Annotated in this window: 19 protein-coding genes; 7 read left to right on the top strand and 12 right to left on the bottom strand. The window is 33.3% G+C overall.

Annotated elements, in window-relative coordinates; genetic code table 11:
- Positions 1 to 154: 154 nt before the first annotated feature.
- Positions 155 to 733 carry a DUF4833 domain-containing protein gene (locus SOM12_RS12420; protein WP_095929333.1) on the top strand — a complete coding sequence of 193 codons (579 nt, stop codon included), beginning with the start codon at positions 155 to 157 and terminating at the stop codon, positions 731 to 733.
- 89 nt (positions 734 to 822) lie between these two features.
- Here SOM12_RS12420 and SOM12_RS12415 read toward each other — a convergent pair whose 3' ends face one another.
- Positions 823 to 1962 carry a serine hydrolase domain-containing protein gene (locus tag SOM12_RS12415; protein ID WP_320493632.1) on the bottom strand — a complete coding sequence of 380 codons (1140 nt, stop codon included), beginning with the start codon at positions 1960 to 1962 and terminating at the stop codon, positions 823 to 825.
- Positions 1963 to 2697: 735 nt separating this feature from the next.
- On the opposite strand from SOM12_RS12415, the gene SOM12_RS12410 reads away from it, so the two are divergent.
- Positions 2698 to 3519 (top strand): T9SS C-terminal target domain-containing protein, encoded by an 822-nt coding sequence (locus SOM12_RS12410; protein ID WP_320493631.1) that lies wholly within the window; start codon positions 2698 to 2700, stop codon positions 3517 to 3519.
- A 276-nt stretch (positions 3520 to 3795) separates the two neighbouring features.
- Here SOM12_RS12410 and SOM12_RS12405 read toward each other — a convergent pair whose 3' ends face one another.
- The 6 genes from SOM12_RS12405 to SOM12_RS12380 form a co-directional block, all read right to left on the bottom strand.
- The gene (locus SOM12_RS12405; protein ID WP_320493630.1) at positions 3796 to 3996 is read right to left on the bottom strand and encodes a hypothetical protein; all 201 of its coding nucleotides are present in this window, start codon (positions 3994 to 3996) and stop codon (positions 3796 to 3798) included.
- Between the two features lie 647 nt (positions 3997 to 4643).
- Entirely contained in the window at positions 4644 to 4994 is a 351-nt protein-coding gene (locus tag SOM12_RS12400; RefSeq protein ID WP_320493629.1) for a hypothetical protein, read from the bottom strand.
- A gap of 16 nt (positions 4995 to 5010) precedes the next feature.
- Positions 5011 to 5151 (bottom strand): hypothetical protein, encoded by a 141-nt coding sequence (locus tag SOM12_RS12395; RefSeq protein ID WP_172426874.1) that lies wholly within the window; start codon positions 5149 to 5151, stop codon positions 5011 to 5013.
- 193 nt (positions 5152 to 5344) lie between these two features.
- The gene (locus tag SOM12_RS12390; RefSeq protein ID WP_095929216.1) at positions 5345 to 5944 is read right to left on the bottom strand and encodes a ferritin-like domain-containing protein; all 600 of its coding nucleotides are present in this window, start codon (positions 5942 to 5944) and stop codon (positions 5345 to 5347) included.
- 16 nt (positions 5945 to 5960) lie between these two features.
- A complete protein-coding gene (locus SOM12_RS12385; RefSeq protein WP_320493628.1) occupies positions 5961 to 8105 on the bottom strand; it encodes a catalase in 2145 nt (714 codons plus the stop codon).
- A gap of 212 nt (positions 8106 to 8317) precedes the next feature.
- A complete protein-coding gene (locus SOM12_RS12380; protein WP_320493627.1) occupies positions 8318 to 11539 on the bottom strand; it encodes a CheR family methyltransferase in 3222 nt (1073 codons plus the stop codon).
- A 138-nt stretch (positions 11540 to 11677) separates the two neighbouring features.
- On the opposite strand from SOM12_RS12380, the gene SOM12_RS12375 reads away from it, so the two are divergent.
- Positions 11678 to 11938, top strand: a complete 261-nt coding sequence (locus SOM12_RS12375) for a hypothetical protein (RefSeq protein WP_320493626.1) — start codon at positions 11678 to 11680, stop codon at positions 11936 to 11938.
- A 327-nt stretch (positions 11939 to 12265) separates the two neighbouring features.
- Here the strand turns inward: SOM12_RS12375 and SOM12_RS12370 are convergent, their stop codons facing one another.
- From SOM12_RS12370 to SOM12_RS12360, 3 genes are all read right to left on the bottom strand, one after another.
- On the bottom strand, positions 12266 to 12922 hold the full coding sequence (locus SOM12_RS12370) for a DUF6766 family protein (protein ID WP_320493625.1): 657 nt from the start codon (positions 12920 to 12922) through the stop codon (positions 12266 to 12268).
- A 135-nt stretch (positions 12923 to 13057) separates the two neighbouring features.
- Positions 13058 to 13252: a hypothetical protein gene (locus SOM12_RS12365; protein WP_320493624.1), complete on the bottom strand. Its 195-nt coding sequence runs from the start codon at positions 13250 to 13252 to the stop codon at positions 13058 to 13060.
- Positions 13245 to 13922 (bottom strand): SRPBCC family protein, encoded by a 678-nt coding sequence (locus SOM12_RS12360; protein WP_320493623.1) that lies wholly within the window; start codon positions 13920 to 13922, stop codon positions 13245 to 13247. Before SOM12_RS12360 ends, SOM12_RS12365 begins: the two co-directional genes overlap by 8 nt.
- A gap of 222 nt (positions 13923 to 14144) precedes the next feature.
- On the opposite strand from SOM12_RS12360, the gene SOM12_RS12355 reads away from it, so the two are divergent.
- Positions 14145 to 14444 (top strand): hypothetical protein, encoded by a 300-nt coding sequence (locus tag SOM12_RS12355; RefSeq protein WP_320493622.1) that lies wholly within the window; start codon positions 14145 to 14147, stop codon positions 14442 to 14444.
- Between the two features lie 200 nt (positions 14445 to 14644).
- Here SOM12_RS12355 and SOM12_RS12350 read toward each other — a convergent pair whose 3' ends face one another.
- Positions 14645 to 15193: a TetR/AcrR family transcriptional regulator gene (locus tag SOM12_RS12350; RefSeq protein ID WP_320493621.1), complete on the bottom strand. Its 549-nt coding sequence runs from the start codon at positions 15191 to 15193 to the stop codon at positions 14645 to 14647.
- Between the two features lie 216 nt (positions 15194 to 15409).
- Here SOM12_RS12350 and SOM12_RS12345 point away from each other — a divergent pair, with 216 nt between their 5' ends.
- From SOM12_RS12345 to SOM12_RS12335, 3 genes are all read left to right on the top strand, one after another.
- Entirely contained in the window at positions 15410 to 16468 is a 1059-nt protein-coding gene (locus tag SOM12_RS12345; RefSeq protein ID WP_095929225.1) for an NAD-dependent epimerase/dehydratase family protein, read from the top strand.
- Between the two features lie 18 nt (positions 16469 to 16486).
- On the top strand, positions 16487 to 16912 hold the full coding sequence (locus SOM12_RS12340) for a DUF2141 domain-containing protein (RefSeq protein ID WP_095929226.1): 426 nt from the start codon (positions 16487 to 16489) through the stop codon (positions 16910 to 16912).
- 224 nt (positions 16913 to 17136) lie between these two features.
- Positions 17137 to 18858 (top strand): FAD/NAD(P)-binding protein, encoded by a 1722-nt coding sequence (locus tag SOM12_RS12335; protein WP_320493620.1) that lies wholly within the window; start codon positions 17137 to 17139, stop codon positions 18856 to 18858.
- Positions 18859 to 19001: 143 nt separating this feature from the next.
- On the opposite strand, the gene SOM12_RS12330 is transcribed toward SOM12_RS12335, so the two are convergent.
- The gene (locus SOM12_RS12330) at positions 19002 to 19631 is read right to left on the bottom strand and encodes a nitroreductase family protein (RefSeq protein WP_320493619.1); all 630 of its coding nucleotides are present in this window, start codon (positions 19629 to 19631) and stop codon (positions 19002 to 19004) included.
- Between the last annotated feature and the right edge of the window lie 250 nt (positions 19632 to 19881).

The following is a 19881-nucleotide window of genomic DNA, read 5'->3' as shown; positions in this document are numbered from 1 at the left end:
ACATAGTTTTTATTTGTGTAAAGAAGAAGACTAAAAGAAACCAGTTTCTAACACATAGCGAATTATGTTTATTTTAAACAAGTGAAACGCCTTTTTATGTTTCGTAAATCTATGTTTCTATGTGTTAAATAATGGATTATATAAAAATTTCATCATGAATAAATTATCATTTAAATATTTTACAAAATCACTAATCGTTGTAACGATCTTAGTCAATATAATCTCCGAAAATCTATCGGCACAAGCTAAAAATCCTTCGCCATTAAATTTTCCCACGCCTAAAAACGTAGATAATATGCTATTTTACATTCAGCGAGACCCTAATATAAACACCGCTATTTATGCCATAAACTACCAAGAAAATGGAAAAATAGATAAAGAGAATCCGATAAAAGGGTATTGGATTCGATATGCCGAGAAAGGAGAGAAGAAAGACTTTAATTATATACAACGCAAATTTGCTTACGGAATAGAAAGCAAAGTCTTGAATAATGAGGAATTTGAGCTTCAATTTGTATCGTATAAAAAGTTGCCGTTAACTTTGAAAAAGATAGATTCAGATCAAAAATATCATGTTTTTGTAAGTGTAAATCAGAAAAAAATACAAGTAGAAAAAATATTTGTGCGTATTGAAGGAGGTTCTTTTTGGCTTCCAAATGTAAAGTATGCCGAAGTTACCGGAATTGAGACTTCTTCGAACAAAGCAATTACTGAGAGGATATTGTTGAAATAAATATTTAATTAAGTCTCACACAAAATCATAAAAAAGCCCATTTCAAAAGAAATGGGCTTTTTAAATAAGATATTAAAGCAGTACTAATTTTAGCTATTTTTTTCAGTTGCTTTTATTTTTTCGAATATTTCATTTAATGTCTCTTCCATAATTCTGGCTGTGTCGTTACCACTTTGATTCGTGATAATAAATGCGCCTAAATCATATTTCGGAACTATATAAAAATAACATTGAGAACGTGGCACTCCGCCATGATGAAGGTAAAAGGTTCCCAGTTCTTTGTCATCTGTGGGGATATTCCAGAAATAACCAATACTAAACTCCTTGTCAAATTTTACAATTGGTTGATGTGATTCGGCAACAACTTTATTATTTTTCAACTGATACTTAATATATTTAGCCATATCAGGTATTGTTGATTTCATATTACCAGACGCACCCCACGGTAATTCTGGCATCGGCGTCGTGATTACAGGGTTGTCACTGTGATAGCCTACAGCAAGTTTTTTGGCTTCCTGAGCAGAAAGACTGATTTTGGTGTTCTGCATGGCCATATTTTTTATCAGGTAATCTGTTAATAGCTTTTCGTACTTTGTTTTATAAATTTTTTCTAAAACAAAAGCTATAAGTTGGCTGCCTGCACTTGAATACTGATATTTATAACCTGGAACCGAATCAATTTTGACTTTATGAAGATCTCTTAAAAAATCTTTTTCGCTATAGTTTTTATAAAGTTCATTGATTTTTGCTGGAGTATCGTGGCTGGTGAAATTTTCTAGAATTGTATTTGCTTCCAATGGTAGCATATTGGGTAATCCGCTTGTATGTGAAAGTAAGTGTTTTATAAGAATAGGCTGTTTGCCATACTTTAAATTTGGATAATCTTCGGGTAAATATTTCTGGATATCCTCTTCAATATTCAGTTTGTTTTGAATAACGGCTTCTGCTGCTAGTGTTCCGGCAAATGTTTTGCTTAAAGAACCAATTTCATAAATGGTTTCATTATTAGGGCAATTATTTTTTCCTTTTTCTAATTCTCCATAATGACCAATAAACTCTTTCCCTTTATAAACTATTGCGATTGAAGTAGAATGGATTAGAGGTTTTTTAATCATTCTATTGGCCGCACTATCGATAAAACTTTTAATATTAATCTTTTCTGCTTGCGAGCTCTGGGCCAAGCAAAAGATAGAAGACAGTAGAAGAATTAGAACGAATCTATTTTTCATAGTTTTAAATGGTTATATTTTTTATGTGTTTTTTTTTCAAGTTAACTGCTCCGTAAAATTAACAATTTAAACTAATGAGCCAGAGAAGAACAGCATTCAGTTATGATGAAAACATAAAGAAACCCCTTTGAAGTTAAATATTATAACTACTAAGAATATTTTACTCCCTTGTGATCTTGTAATTATACCACTAAATCAATCAAATTTGCAATTGTTATAAAAGACACTTCTATTTAAGATGTTGATAGGCTTTTTGGGGGAAGTTTATGATTCTTTTTACTTAATCCTTCTGAGATTGAATTGAATCAATATCAATAATCTAAAAGCTGTTAATAGTAAAAACTAACGGTCTTAATAGATATAGAAATTCAATTACTGGCGTACATGCCAGTGATTGAAACTATAGAAAATTTTCTGATTCCGTTTCGGTTTCTATAAAAGCATGTTTTTACAGCTTGTTCTCCCTTGTGAGTGGGATGTTTATAACTTTTAGAGGTATAAATATAAATGAATTTTTAGTGTTCAGTTATAAATTTATTTTAAGCATAGTGCTAAAACTTACTAATAAAATATCTTTTTTATGGCTGTAAATTCAAATTCACCTCCTTTCTTTTTTTGTCAAATTATAATTTACTCTTCTAATTTTAGCTAAAACGTAATCAAGTGTTTAAGATTATTTTAGAGTAAAGAGCATCAAATTTATTTACCCACTTACTACTTATTAAATTTTACGTTATGAAAAAAAAATACTCATCAAATTTTATACTTTTAATTTCTTTTGTCTTATTAAGCTCTCTAAAAGCCCATTCTGTTTTTTGCAAGCCTGTATTTCAAAACAGTTATCAATCCATATTACCTTACAAGAGTGTTCCCGCAATTGAAAGACACCGAGTATGGCTTAATCTGACTAATAATGAAGGGCTTTTTAAGCAGCTTTTACTTGGTTATATAGAAGGAGCAACTAATGGTTTTGATTTTAATTATGATGCTGTTTCCGTGGATGCAAATAAATATGCAGATTTTTATAGCATTAACGAAGGAAAGAAACTTGTGATTCAGGCACGTGGTCTGCCGTTTCTTCTCAGCGATACAGTTCCTCTTGGTTATAGGTCTGGAATTGTCGGAGATTTAAGCATTTCAATTGATCATGCAGATGGCGATTTAGCTGATCAGGATATTTATCTAGAGGATAAAGAGACTGGTATTGTGCATAATTTAAAAAAAGGCGCTTATACATTTTCAACAGAAAAAGGAACTTTTGTAGATCGTTTTATAATTCGCTATACTGCCAAGGCAAGTTTAGGGAATGCTCAATTTGATAATAATCCCGAAAATCTAATAGTTACTTCAAAAAATAAAGTTATCACATTAAAATCTTTTACGACCGCTATGGAGCAAGTTTCAATTTATGATGTGGCAGGGAGGCTCATTTACAATATTGGGCAACTAAAAGCATTTGATTTAGAGATTGATGGCATCAACTCTGGCAGTCAAGTATTCCTGATCAGGGTATTTTTTGAAGACAGGAGTAGAACATCAAAAAAAATAATATTTTAATTTCACATTATAATTATATCTTTTCAGTGGCAGTTTTTTTTAAATTCTGCCACTTTTTTTTTAGTATAGTTTTAAATATTAAAAGGTGATAATATCATGGCATAAAAAAAACGTTAATTCCTAGGAGTTAACGTTTTTTGGTGACCTTTACGATTCACACAAATTTTATGCAGGATTAAAGAAATTGACTTGTTTTCAAGTTGATTGATAAATAATTGCTTTAATTTTTTTCAGGAACAGTTTGAATATTTGTACTTAATAATATTTAAGTTTAAATTAGATCTGACTCGGATTTTCAATTATATTGTCTTCACAATCCTTTGAAATTGATTGTGTTATTTCAGGTTTTTCATCCCAGTCTCCCCAGTCTCCTTTATACATTTTAACACATACTAAGTCTTTATTATCATCGGAGTAAATAAGCGTATTTGAAATACGGCAGTAACTTTTACCATTATCTAATTTTGAATTTTCCATTATATTAATTTTTAGAATAAATTCTTCTGAGTTTTAATTCCGAAGAATATAGGTTTTTAGAATTTATTGATAAATGAGATTTTAATATCTTGGTTTTGATTAGTTTATAAGAATTGTAAAGTTCACAAAGATAGAACAGCAAAAAGCACTTGCTTATATAATTTTAGTTTGGATTTATATAATTCCCATATTTCTTTTCTAATTGCAAGCATTTTGTCTATTTAAAAAGTATACTATTATTTTAAAAACCGATTTGGACTACATTTTTAATCTCAAACATGGTAATTATAAAACTGGAGAACTGTAATTGTATAAATTGAAAAATTTATTCTCATGATCTTTCCAATTTAATGAAGATAAAAAGGAGGAATCTGTAAAAGATCAACAGATATTTGCCAAAAATTCGATTGTCCTTGTTTGTTCTTTTCGCTTTTATTTCCGAATTGTTTTGTTATTGACAAGTATTCTGCCCCAACACAAAGTTATTTTGTAAATCCTTACACCGAGGAAAAGCTTAAACAGGTTATAAAATCTGTGATAGAATTTTGGAATGCAAAAAAAACACAGAAATTAATCTGGGAAAAGAAAAGAAACAGAAACAAAATTTATAAGCAAACCCGTCTATTTAAAGACGGGTTTTATTTTATTTAAAGATTACGATCTGGCTTTACGCCGTCTTCGTCATCTAAATCACCTAGATCTTCGTTGTCTAATTCTTCATTACCAACTTCTTCATTGTCAAATTCATCATCTAGTTCGTCAGTTTCTGAATCTTCAGTATTAAACTCGTCTGAATCTGTTTGTTCCTTAGCAAGATTTTCGTTGTCGAAATTTTCTTTTCCAAATTCCTGACTCTCCAAGTCATTGCCATAATCTGGTTCAGCATTATCTGATACAGTATGATCTGGCGGTAAGTCAATGTCTGGATCTTGATATCGTTCGTTATTTTGAAAATTCTGATCTTCCAGATTGTAATTTTCTTTTTCTTCTAAATTCATAATACAATTTTAAATGTTATTTTTTAGTTGAACCTGATTCTTTTTTTGAATCCGAAGCAGGTTTAGAACCACCTTTTGAAGCTGTTTCTTTTTTATCAGTTTGTTTATCTGATGCCTTAGCACTATCAGTGCTTTTTTTGGTGTTTGAAGTTGCCATAATATAATTTTTTAAATTCGTTAATAAGCCAAATGTACAGGGACTACAAGTCATTATTTTACATTTAATGGCACTTCTAATTGTATAATTAACAGGTGATTACTTTTATTTAATAAAAAAACACCTGTTTTGCATACAGGTGTTTTTAAATAATAAAAAGGTAAAAAGTAAAAAAATAAAAAAAATGTTTTTCTTATTCTGCAGCAACAGCATTTACGACATTCAATGCTACATCATTCAGCAGGCAATCTGCTTCTTTTTCTTCTGCAAGCGTTTGGGTTAATAATTTTGCAGCATCATTTTCGCCAATTGCTTTTGCAAAAGCCACCAAAGTGCCATAAGTCGCAATTTCATAATGTTCGATTTTTTGCGAAGCAGCAATTATTCCGGCATCTCTAACAGCGCCTGGAGTGGTTTCTAAAAGAATACTGTCTCCTTCTTTTAATAAACCAGCCATAGCTTCACATTTTTTTCCTTCGGCTTTTTCTCCCAATAAATCAAAAACCTGTTCTAGTCTTGCCACTTGATTTTGAGTTACAGAAAGATGTTCTAAAATAGCTCCCGAAAGTCCTGCAGCTGAAGCATTCGCCGCCATTTTTGGCAAAGCACCCACCAAAGCATTTTCTGCCCAGTAAATGTCTTTTAAACTGTCAATAAATAAATCTTTCAAATCTGTAGCGGCGTCTGGTGCTGGCTCTACAATATTTATTTTTCCATTGTTTTTTATATCTGTAGATGGACTCGCTTTTGGTTGTGCAGCGTTAGTCTGACCTTGTTTTTCTGAATTTTTCATTTTTATTTTTTTTGAATTAATTGTATAAGTTTGGTTCACGCTGCCAAAAACGATGTTTGGTCATTGCATTTATAAATTCCTGAGCAAATGCTTCGCTGGCAATTTCGCTGGTTACAATAACGCCTTCATCGTCATTTGTAATTTTTCCAGCAAAAGGGGCGGCACTTATTATTTCTGAAGCCTCGCCATCGGCACCTATCACTTTACAATGCTTATAAGCATCGTTTAAGTATTCAAGAGCATCATCATTTTCTGCCAAAGCATTCAACCCTAAACCATGAGGAATATAAACAGCATCAAACAATACTGAAGAAGCAGTTAAGAAACTGAATTCAGCAGAAATCGCGCCATCCGTATCTGTTGCAACAGAACCCAAATGAGGTGCAATAACACAGCCTTTGGCACCCGCTTTTTTCAGTGCATTTTTCATGTTCATTACAGCAGCTTCAGAAACGCCTTCAGTTACTAGAATAGCTACTTTTCTGGACTCGATTGTTGGTGAATTGGTTGGGTTATTAATCATGCTCAAAGCTTGAGAAGATTCAACCGAAGATGGAACGGTTTGCGGTTCCTGAGTTCCTGCTTCTTCTGTTTCTGGCGATACGCCTTTATTCATGGGAGTTTCTAAAGTCGATGGAACGGTTGCTCCAAGTCCCTGTGCTACTTTTTCGGCAAGTTCTGTATCAACCTGAGATAATAAGCCTAACATTCGAACTCTAATTGCTGTCGTTTCAACTTTTCCCAATTCAAAACGTAATGCTTTTACGATATGGCTTTTTTCTTCGGGTGTTTGGCTGTTAAAAAACAATTTGGCCTGACCGAAATGATCGTTAAAACTTTCGCTTCTAGCTCTTACTTTATGAGAATCTACACGCTCATTGAAACTTGCAAATCCGCCTTCGGCAATTTTTGCCTGATATGGGCATCCTCCGCCGAGAGAGTTTGGAGAATAACTTACGCGACCTTTATTGATTTCCTGACGCATATGTCCGTCACGCTGATTGTTATGAACGGGAGCAACGCTTCTGTTGATTGGAATTTCATGAAAATTCGGACTTCCTAATCTCGATAATTGCGTGTCGGTGTAAGAAAACAATCTTCCCTGCAAAAGCGGATCATTAGAAAAATCGATTCCTGGAACAACATGACCTGGATGAAACGCAATTTGTTCCGTCTCTGCAAAGAAATTTTCAGGGTTTTTGTTCAAGACCATTCTTCCCACAATGGTTACAGGTACTAATTCTTCGGGAACAATTTTCGTTGGGTCCAAAAGATCGAATTCATATTTATGTTCGTCTTCGGCTGGAATAACCTGAACACCCAATTCCCATTCTGGGAAATTTCCAGATTCAATAGCTTCCCATAAATCTTGTCTGTGGAAATCAGGATTTTTTCCTGAAATTTTCTGAGCTTCATCCCAAGCAACGGCGTGCGTTCCTAATTTGGGTTTAAAGTGAAATTTTACAAATACCGATTCTTCCTGAGCATTTACGAGTCTGAAAGTATGAACACCAAAACCTTCCATCATTCTGTAGCTTCTAGGAATAGCACGATCAGACATTACCCACATAATCATGTGCATAGATTCTGGCATTAGCGAAATGAAATCCCAAAAAGTGTCGTGTGCCGATGCAGCCTGAGGAATCTCGTTATGCGGTTCTGGTTTTACGGCATGAACTAAATCAGGAAATTTCGAAGCATCTTGAATAAAAAATACGGGAATATTATTGGCTACTAAATCGTAAATTCCTTCTTGCGTATAAAATTTCACCGCAAATCCTCTCGCATCCCTAGCCAGATCGGTAGAACCTCTTGATCCTGCTACGGTAGAAAATCGAGTAAAAACGGGTGTTATTTGTCCTTTTTCTTGTAAGAAACCTGCTTTGGTTAATTCGGGAATTGGATTGGTTACTTCAAAAAATCCGTGTGCGCCAGAACCACGTGCGTGAACAATTCTTTCTGGAATTCGCTCGTGATCAAAATGCGTAATTTTTTCTCTTAAAATAAAATCTTCTAATAATGATGGTCCGCGATCTCCGGCTTTAAGTGAATTATTATCATCGTTAATTTTCACGCCCTGATCTGTGGTTAAAATTTTGTTTGTTCCATCGGAGGTATTGACGGATAAATCTCGTTGTTTTTCGTCTTGAAAATTTTTCATGGTATTTCTTATTGGTTAAAAACTTTAAAACAATTACAATCTTATCTTTCAGATTTATAGGTAGTTGCTGACTGTAATTTCAAGTAATCCAAATTTAATTTTTGTATAAATGTGTTTTTTATACAATTGCAAATGATAGTTCTAGAATTACCACAAAATCGGCTTAAAACAAAAAAAAAATCTCCATTTCAGGAGATTTGATATTTTTATATTTAATGTGGAACGGGGAGATAGATAAAAGCGATTGTTCCTTTGTTGGGTTCACTCGAAAGTTTTATAAATCCTTTATGATTGTACATTATTTTTTGAACCAATGTTAATCCAAGTCCGCTTCCGTATTGTTCGTCGCTTGTGTTCAGTTTATAGAAAGGATTAAAAATAAGCGTTTCAAAATTTTTAGGAAAACCAATTCCGTTATCGCTAATAAAAAGTTTAATATATTGTGTTTCCGGATCGGCTCCAAAATCTATTAATTCATCAGGAGAAACTTCCTCAACACCAATTTTGATTTTCGGGCTACTGTCTTGTTTGGCATATTTTATAGCATTAGAAATTAAATGAGTAAAAAGCTGTTGCATCTGCGAAGGAATAATACGAAGGGTTGGGAGGGGATTAAATTCTATTTCCGCTTTCTGCTTACTTATGCTAGATTTTAAGTCAGCTAATACTTTTTTTAGAACAATATTCAAATCTGTTTTTTTAAACTCTTTCTGTCCAAAATTTATTTTTGAATAATCAATCAAATCTTCAAGAAGCTGATTCATATTTACAGCCGAACTTAATAAGCGGTTTAAATTGTGTTTTCCAGTTTCTGTCAGCGTTTTTTCGGCATCTAAAACCTTTTTTCCAAACATATAAATTTTCCGAATAGGCTCTAATAAATGATCGCTTGCTGCTATCGTAAAAGATTCTAATTGTTTGGTATAATTATAAAGTTCCAGATTTTTGTTTTTTAAAGATTCATGGCTTTGTTCTAAATCTGTAATATCTTCGAGCGCTATTAAAATCATTCCGTTTGGAACAGCATTTGCAATGGGAGTGGCGTTAATAAGCATTATTTTTTTTCCCGGAATATCAAAGTCAAACTGGATTTTAAAATTTTCTACAATTTCATTATGGCTCACTTTTTTTAGTACAGATTCTCTAAACTGAGGTATATCCCAATGCGAATTTCCGATATCCAATATCGAAAGGCCTTCTGTCTGTTCTTCAGTGGTTTTAAAATAGTTGTAAAAAGCAGGATTGGCACTTTTAATTACAAAATTTTTATCAATAATAAGAAGTGGTTCTTTAATAGTATTGACAATAGATTCATAAAAATTACGCATTGAAGCCAATTCTTCCCGACGATTTTGGAGTTCATCATTTACACAAGAAAGTTCCTGATTATTGGATCGCAGTTCCTGAGTAGAATTTTCAAGCTGCTGATTTATCATCAGCATTTCTTCGTTTGAGCTTACCAATTCTTCGTTTGTAGTCTGCAATTCTTCAAAATAAATCTGCTGTTCTTCGGTAACTCTTTTAAAATCGCCCCGAAGCTGCAGCAATTCTTTCTCCATTTCCTGCGAATGGTGATTGTTTGAATCTGTAGAAGTAATGCTTTTTTTGCAGAATATGATAAGCAGTAAATCGGTATAAGCAGGAAGGTAAATAACTTCAAATGAAGTTAAAAAAGACTGCTTTTTTAAGGCAATAAAATCTCCCGAAAAGTTCTTTTTTTCGTTTCTGGCTTTTAAAATATTATTTCTAAGTTCAAAACCCCATTCCTCACGAACCATATTCAGAATATTAAAACTGGGCTTTCCGGGCGCGGGCTGTAAAAACGGGCTGGTATCGCCATGAAAGTGAACGATTTCGAGATCTTCGTTAATGATTACAGAAGGAGGCGAATAATGTTCGAGCAGAATATCTGAAGCAATTTTTCTATAGTTTGTTTCAGGGTCATTGCTCTCCTTTATTTTAGGGCTGTTATCAGTTCGCATTATTTTTTTTGGCAGGAATTGGTCAACTGCTTTTCGGGTGTAAATTCTGTTCAATTTGTCAACCGTTGTAAATAAGTGCGGAACCTGCTGTGTCCATTCTGATTTTCCGAGAAATAAAAAGCCTTTGTCGCGAAGTGCATAATGAAATGAGGATAATACCTGATTCTGTAAATCGGTATCAAAATAAATTAAAACATTGCGACAGGAAACAAAATCAATTTTGGCAAAAGGCGCATCTTTAATTAAATCATGAACAGCAAAAACACACATATCACGAATGACTTTATTAACATGAAAACTATTGTCTCTTTTGGTAAAGTATTTTTCAAGTCTTTTTTCGTTTATATTTTTTATGTCTTGTGCTGTATAAATGGCTAAACGAGCTTTAGAAATACATTTTTCAGACAAATCTGAAGCGATAATCTGAACTTTTATATCATTTCTATTAATTTCCTCCAGATATTCGTGAATACAGATTGCAAGTGAGTAGGCTTCTTCTCCTGTAGAACAACCAGCCGACCAGAATCGTAAGGTTGAACTCGTAAGATTTTCAATTAGAGAAGGAAAAATGCTTTGGTATAAATTATCAAAAGCCTCCCCATCACGGAAAAAATAGGTAACCGGAATCAAAATATCATCAAACAATAAATCTTGTTCTTTAGTATTATTTCGCAGTAAAATAAGGTATCGTTCTATGGTTTCTTGTTTGGTAACTACCATTCTTTTTGCAATTCTTCTTCGCAGTGTAGTATGTTTATAATGCTGAAAATCGGTGCTGGTTCGCAAAAACAATATTTCTATTATTTGATTTAGCAGTTCTTTTTCATCTGCAGTGGATTCTTTTTCACCGTACGAATGCGTGATTAAGTTACTTTGGTGAATCTGCGTGAGCTTGTCTGCAATTTCGTTTGGCGCTGTAAAATAATCGATGTATTCTGAAGTTACCGCATTTTGAATAAAACCTTTTTTTAAAAGAACAGCAATTGTTGATCCGCCGGCTTCCTTCAGTTTTTTTAGACCTGTAGAGCCGTCAAAGGGCGACCAGGTCAATATTAAACCGATAGAATAGCTTTTAAAAACATTTCCAACTGTTTCAAAAAAGATATCGAAACCGTTATTGGTTTTACTGCCTCTAATTAGTGGTTTTAGCTGTAATATTCCGTTTTCATGAATCAGAAAATTATTTTCAGGAATAACGTAAATATGGTTGGATTGTACATCAATGTGATGAACGATTTCTGTGACTGGTATAGTGGTCTGTGCCGCAAGTACATCTGCAAGATTAGGAGTTTGAGCTGCAGAAAAATTTTCAAAAACAAGATAAGCTCTCCCTGAATCTGATGGAAGATCGGATATTAATTTTTTTAATACATCAATTTCAGCTGCAGAACTTCCTATTGCTGTTACTTGAAAGTTAGATTTTGATAGATCTATTGATTCATTTGTTTTCATTTTTAATGAGGGTTTATGGCAATCCTATAATTTAAATGTTTTCAGATGTAAATAACTGATAGTCAAAACTGTAAAATTTGCAATGAAACAAATAAGCATTGTTTTGAAAATCAAATTATTAATTAAAAGAAATGAATTATGAAAAATTTAATTGTAAGCTTTTGTATGATCCTGTTTTTCGGATTTGCATCTGCACAGGAAACTCCTGTTAAGAAAAAACAGGGTACAGACACTATTCACAGTCAAAAAAGCAAACACAAAAATAGTACGCAGAAAAGCACTACTACTAAGCAAGATACAGTCAATAGGCAGCGTACTGAAAAGAAGGGAAAAACTGTAAAGTCTAAAGAAAACACGACTCAGCAGGGTAGAGATACCATTAACAGAACAAGACCGTAATAATCTGGATTTATTCTGGTGGATAAAGTCTATTTATATTTTTGATAGACTTTATTTTCTCTTTTTTCACACTAATAACTTCTCTTTTAAATTGCTGTTATAGATACTGTAAATTCACTCTCTGAACTAATTTATCAGGCGATCACAGAAATACTATAATTGGATTGAATGTTCAAATAATGATCATTTCTTTAGCTGTAAATATAAACCTACTTTTTTAAAAGCTTTACTATAATTAAATTAAAGACTTTCATAATTTCCATTAAAAATTAAGCTACAGCAACCTGAAACTTGAAACTTGAAACCTGAAACAAAAAAAACAAATCTTTATTCTCCCGTTTCCATATGCGGTGCATCTACTGGTTTGGACTGTGATGAGCCAATTTGTCTGAAATAAATAGATAACATAATTATAGCAAATACAGAAAGAAATTCGCTCTGCCAGTTTTGAAAAGATTCAAACCAAAATCTTGAATTTCCTAAATAAGAGGAAACGGTTTCTAATGGTTTTCCTTCAAGAAGCAGTTTTTCGTTTTCGTCTTTTAAACTTCCAAAAAAGTGAAGCACAAGTGAAATAACAAATAATAAAAGTAAAATTATAGTAAGGGAATGTTTGTAGAGTTGCAAAATAAAACCGCCCTTTTTGACTGGCCATGGTGCATCTTTTCGGTTGGGATCCGGTTCTCTATCAACTTCCTCAGTTTCATCTATTTTTTTGGATTCTGATGATCCTTTTTGTTTTAAGAAAATGGTGAGAAAAACAAAAAGTCCCATTTGAAGAAATTCACTTTCCCAATTTTCAAATGTAGACTCAATAAAATGGCCAGAGGTGAGGTAGGCAGGAAAGTTTATTAATTGAGCTCCTTCTTCAATTAATTCTTTATTATGTTCTTTAAAACCTAACACTACTTGTCCAGCCAAAGCGCCAATGAAAAGCAGTATGAAACAGATAGATAATCCGTTATTTCTTAAAAAAGTTTTCATTTTTGATTTGTTTATAAAAGAATTATGTAAACATTTTTAGGAATGTCTACATAATTCAATTTTGATTTATAAATTTAGTAAAGGATAAATTTTGTGTTAAGAATTTGATAATACTAAACATTTAAAATTGTTGAGTTAGTGATCGGCAGGAATGAGGAGGGAGTCCATAAATTTTGCAGTTATGATAGTTCCATTATCATCTTCCCATTGCGTAATTACGTTTTCTATAAGCTCGGGTTCAAAACCAATTACTTTCATGACAGGCCCGCCAAATTCCTGACGAACTTCCTGTCCTTTTTTAAATGCGATATCCATAATCTGTTTATTCATTAGATTCTAAGTGATTTTTTAAACTCAAAAGATCATTTTTTACTAATTTTTCAAAATACGGGTTCAGTAATTTTGCGGCACTTTCTCCTGCAATTCCGAGTGGTGCATGGTAAGAGATTGTGATATCAAGTTCTGTGGTATTGCCATGAGCTTTAAAAATCACTTTCCCTGCATTTCTAATGGTAGCATCATCAAGAGAAAACCAGCTTAAAAGTTTATCTTTTCGATCCTTAGCAATTTTAGCTTTCCAGCTTACAGATCCAATTCCGCCAGGTCCTTTAGCGGTCCATTCCGAAGTGTTTTCATCAATAGTTTTAATACTTGCAAGATGACTCATAAATTTTGGTAAGTTTTCGAGATTACGCCAGAAATCATATACTTCGCCTACTGGTTTATTAATGACCGTATTCAATCTTATATTAACATTCGAGGCTTTATCATTCATTAAATGCCCTGCAGCATCATAAATTGGGCAGTAGCCCGAAATTCCTCTTAAAAGCATCGCACCGCCTGCACCAGCTTGTGAAATGCTTTTCTTTTCTTTAGACAAGGCGTTATAAAGTAGATAGGCACCGCTAGTAACCATAAGCACTCTTTCTAATGCTGAAACATTTGTTTTTAATATAGATTTTGATTTTTGTCCTTGCTGAGTTATTGCTGTTGTGTTCATAGTAATAGAAATTAATTGTTAATAGGTTAAAATTAAGTTCTTTATAAAAATTTTGTTTACACTATTTTACAGATTGCTTATACAATTATGCTGATTGAAATATTTTTTTTAGGCGCTGTACACAGTTTCTTCGATTCCTGTAAACGAATGGAATAATTATATAAATATTTTGAAAATGAAGACTTTACTTTTGATTTTACTATTAATTTAAAAAAAGCTATTATGAAATCTTTATTTAAAATTAGAATACTGATATTAGTTCTTACAGTAGGATTGGCATTTTCATGTAAGAAGCATGATACCAATGCTGTAGATCCGGAGTATAAATCTGAAACAGATAGTATGGACATGAGTGTAGATACCATTGGCCCAGCTATGGATTCATCGGCTACTTTGAATCCTGAGCAAAATGGCCAGCAAGGAACAACTGGTGCTACAGGAGAAGGTGCCACAGGATCTGGAACGGAAGGGTCTACTCAAAAAGGCAATCAGAATGTAAGAACAGATTCATTGAAGAAATAAATGCTGTAAAATCAAAAATCTTGAAGAGAATTTTATCAAAGTTCTTTTCAAGATTTTTTTATGAATAGTAATTACGAGAAAAGATTTACTCTTCTTTATCTTCATCTTCAAATGCTTTTGATTCGTCTAAAGTTCTCTATCAATTTATTCAAATTCTGTTTAATTCAAAATAAGATAGAGAATTGATGGCATATAAAGCGCTATAATTTATTGAGTTTATTTACCAGATAACTAATCATTTGCGCAATATTTTCAGAGGGAATAGAGAAGTCATTTTCTATCCAATTTTTGATCACGGCGATACTTCCTTTTTCGCCAAATTGGTATGCCATTTCAGCAAAAGGCTGCATTTCGGGTGTAAGTTCGATTTGATTTTCTACGGGAAAATTATTTCGAACGCTTCTCAGTATTCGTGACAGAATTCCGCTTCCATCGGCTTTTGCAAACACAATTTTACTCATCTGCTTATCGCTTTCCAGCAGCCGACAGCTCAGGAGTATCACATCATCCATATTGGTGCTTTTACGCAAAACCGCTGAGAGTTTTTCAAAAACATCTTCTTCTATTTCAAGGAGTATATCCAGCGGAATATTATAATGACGATAAAATGTATTGCGATTGACATCGGCTGTTTTACACAGTTCAGAAATAGAAATTTCACTAAGTTCCTTCTCCTGCAACAAACTCAATAGCGCCTCACGCAATATTTTTTTAGTATACTGAACTCTTCGGTCTTTTCTTAAATCCATCACAAATTATTTTATATATGATACAAAAATGCTGATTTGTGTTCGCTAATGTACAGTAATACAATTTTTTGAAACAACAAATAAATCTCTCTTTAATAGCTTTACATGGTGTTAGAAAAAGAACACAAAGTTAAATAAGGAACACATTGTATAACAAATATAGCTTTTTCTTCAAAATTGTAAGGAATAGAAAGTGCAAATATTAAATTTAAGAAAATGGAAAATCAGACATCACGAAAAAGAATACTGCTCACAGGTGCATCTGGAACTGTAGGTTTTGAAACCCTGCAGCATCTTGTTCAGCATACGGATTATGAAATAACGGTCTTTGATGTAAAGACTCAAAAATCGGTCAAAAAACTGGCTCCCTTTAGATCTCGCGTAGAGATTGTCTACGGCGACATCAGTAATAGAGAACAATTGCTGAAAGTGGCTCAAAATAAGGATGTAGCTATTCATTTAGCGGCGGTTATTCCTCCGCTTGCTGATATTAATCCCAATCTGGCTTATAATGTGAATGTAAAAGGAACAGAAAATCTTATTTACGCTTTAGAGAAAAATTCACCAGAGTGTTATTTGATTTTTAGTTCCAGTATTTCAGTTTATGGAGATCGTATTCAAAACCCCGAAATCATTGTATCGGATGTTTTGCAGCCCAGTCCTGGTGATCAATATGGTCAAACCAAAGTGCTGTGTGAATCGCTGATTCGTCAGTCAAAATTATCATGGAGTATTTTTCGTCTGGCTGCCATTATGGGCAATCATAAAATATCTCCTCTTATGTTTCACATGCCACTGGAAACGCCCATTGAAATCTGCACGCCCAAAGATACGGGTAGGGCTTTTTGTAAAGCAATTGAGCACCAAGAAAAATTAGAAAAGCAAATATTTAACTTAGGAGGGGGAGAGGATTGTGTAATTTCATATAAATCGTTTCTAGACAAAATGTTTGCTGAATTTGGCTTAGGTAATGCTGATTTTCCACAAAAAGCGTTTGCTGAGAAAAACTTTCACTGCGGGATTTTAAAAGATGGTGATGATTTAGATAATATTCTAGGTTTTCGACAACAAAATTTGAAGGATTATTTCCAGATGGTCCGCCAGAAAATTCATCCGATGCAGAAAAAAACAACTTTTCTTTTTAGAAGTATTATAAAAAAGTGGTTGCTCTCAAAATCAGATCCTTATAAGGCGCATAAAAAAGGAAATTTGAAAGAAATGAATCATTTTTTTACCCAATCGGAGGATAAGAAACTGGAAAAGGCTCTATTGTAAACCCTAATAATTTTATTTATGAAAACTAAAATAATAAGCTTGCTAGTATTGATATTGGTTAATGGGACATTGTTTGCACAACATAATTTCAGTGTTGAAGTAACGGGCGTGCAACCTGGAAAAGGATATGTCTTTTTTGGATTGTATGATAAAGAGAAGGGCTTTCTTGATATTGAGTCGCAGATTGCCACCGCAAAAGTAAAAGCTAACCAAAATAGTGTAGTCTATACATTCAAAAACTTGCCCGATGGCAATTATGCTATCGCTGTGTATCAAGATGTTAATAGTAACGGAAAATGTGATCGTAATATGATTGGTTATCCGACCGAGGGATTTGGATTTTCAAAAAATTATAAACCAAAACTCTCAGCCCCTAATTTTGACGAGGTAAAAATTGCAATTGATCAATATGCTACAACCAGTATTGCATTGATTGGGAAATAGTAAGTCGTCTATCAATTCAATTGATTTAATATATTGGTTTTGGGAAATAAAAATATTTGACATTCCAGAGAAGCGTAATTATATAATTTCAGTTTTGAATCATGTAACTACCTGCTGATATGGTTATTGATATTTGTATCTGATAATTTTAGACCGTGTCGTTCTATTGTAAATAGTCTTATAGCGGCCAATTTTTATAATTGAGAATTAAAATTAAAAAATCAATGGAGACCAAAAGTACTAAAAAACGTATTGCAATTGTAGGAGGAGGCCCAAGCGGTCTTTTTGTTTATAAGAGATTGGTCGAATCCGGTTCAAACGATTTTGAAATTACTGTTTTGGAGAGAAAAGCACAGCTGGGATCTGGGATGCCTTACAGCAGCGAAGGGTCTAATACAGAGCATATCACAAATGTATCAGATAATGAAGTTCCGCAGATTGTTTCCACTATGTCAGAGTGGATTTATACTGCACCTGCCCAATTACTGCAAAGATTTAATATTAAACCAGATCAATTTAACGAATATAAAGTGGTGCCGAGGCTTCTTTTTGGAAGTTATCTTGCCGCGCAGTTCGAAATATTACTTGAAGCAGGAAAGAAAGCGGGAATTACTACAACTGTACATTTTGAAAGCTCTGTTAGTGATATTAATTATGATTTTAAAAATGAAACTGTAAGAGTTGAAACCTTAAATGGCAATCATCAGGAATTTGATTATGTCATTATCTGTACTGGTCACAACTGGCCAATACGTTATGAAGGGAAAGTGCAGGGCTATTATGATGCTCCATATCCGCCTCAAAAATTGGCGAAGCATTTCGATCATCCTATCGCCATAAAAGGTTCTTCTTTAACAGCAATTGATGCCATAAGAACACTGGCAAGAAATAATGGATCATTTTCAAAAGATTCAGAAGAAAACCTTAATTTCAAATTAAATCCAGAAAGTTCTAATTTTAAAATGATAATGCATTCCAGAAGTGGCATGCTTCCAGCGGTTCGTTTTCATCTGGAAGATTCACATCTTTCTAACGACTCTTTACTGACTAAAGAAGAGATAGATTTGCATAGAAATAATAATGATGGATTTTTATCGCTTGATTTTATTTTTGAAAAGGATTTTAAAGAAATTTTTCGAGAAAAAGATCCGGAATTCTACCAGCGTATCAAAGATTTTTCAATTGAAGATTTTGTAGCCGATATGATGGAACTGCGAGAACGCCTTGATCCTTTTCAGCTTTTGAAAGCGGAATACGTTCAGGCCGAGAAGTCGATCAAAAGACAGGAATCAATTTATTGGAAAGAAATGCTGGCAGTTCTTAGTTTTGCTATGAATCATCCTGCCAAATATTTTTCGGCAGAAGATATGCAGCGGCTTCAAAAAGTATTGATGCCGCTTATTTCAATTGTAATTGCCTTTGTTCCTCAAAAATCCTGTGAAGAATTACTGGCTCTTCATCAAGCGGGTGTGCTAGACTTGGTTTCGGTTGGAGATGACAGCACAGTCGAACCGCAAAACGGTGGAGGAGTTCTTTACAATTTTACAGATAACGATAAGAATGAGCAATCTGTATTCTATAAAACATTTGTAGATTGTGTGGGACAGCCTCATTTATCTTATCATGATTTTCCATTTAAAAGTCTGCTCACTCAGAAAGCTATTAGTCCTGCGCGTTTAAAATTCAAATCTAAAGAATCCGGGCATAATGCCTATATAAATAACTCCGAAGGAATTCAGAAAGATGAAAATGGAGATTATTTTTTGAATGTTTCAGGAATAGCCATTAATGACAATTTTCAAATTATGGATCAATATGGAGCATTTAATAAAAACGTATATATTATGGCAGTGCCTTACATTGGTGGTTTAAATCCCGATTATTCCGGTTTGGATTTTTGTGAAGCAGCTTCTCTGCGCATAGTAAAAGATATTCTGAAGGATTAGTAAAGTAAGCTTAGACTTGTTCTTCATTTATTCTACATTTATAAAAACGGTATAATTTGCCTTAGTTCTTAATAGCAGAGAAGGCATCAAGTCCACAAGGTTGAACGTATACTTTTTCCCTAAATAATTAACAAATTTAAATATTAGTAAACTTTCGTTATCATTTCATCTATAGGCAAGCGAACTTTTTTCGTAGCTGCCATATAGTCTTTTTCCGAATCCCGATATCCTAAAGCGAGGATAACTGTAGAATGCAACCCTTTTTCTTTTAAACCCAAAACCGCATCGATAGTGACGGCATTAAATCCTTCTATAGGAGTGGCATCCACTTTCAATTCTGCCGCAGCAATAAGTGCAGTTCCTAGTGCAATATAAGCCTGTTTGGCCGCCCAATGGGCTTTTTGTTCTGCGTTAATAGCGCTGAAATAAGAATGCAGTCCATTTCTAAATCCTGATAAGGCACCGGCATCAAGACCTCTTTGTTTTTCTGTCATTGCCATGTAATCGTCAATGTAAGTCGAAGACATGTCAGTGAGTGCCGCAAAAACCAGCAAATGAGAGCAAGAGCTAATCTGTCCATTATACGAATCAGCACCTAATTTCTTTTGGATCTCTGGGTTGCTTACAACAAAAACACGGTAAGATTGCAGACCGCACGAAGATGCTGAAAGATTTATAGCCTCTAAGATCTGATCGACTTTCTCTTCTGCTACTTTAATGTTATTATAAGCTTTTGTGGCGTAGCGCCATTTTAAATTTTCTATCAAATTCATTACTATGGCTATCTTAAATTTTGGCAAATATAAATGATATTATTTTCTTTTTCGAGTTTTTAAAGTGCTCTGAGAAACTCCAAATCAATAATCTTAGGTCACAAAAGAATATTTATCTGTTTTCCTTCATTATTATATTTGTTTGAAGATTAATAATCTTTATAAATGTATATTAAAAGAATAATTAACTGAATTTATGTATAAATAAAAATATTTAATCTTTTATATTCAAATTTGCAGGGTAAAAAAA

Origin of the sequence: Flavobacterium sp. CFBP9031, from assembly GCF_034044945.1 — a bacterium.
GTDB lineage: Bacteria > Bacteroidota > Bacteroidia > Flavobacteriales > Flavobacteriaceae > Flavobacterium.
Note: the sequence above shows the minus strand (reverse complement) of the source record. Positions and strands in the feature narration are given on the sequence as shown.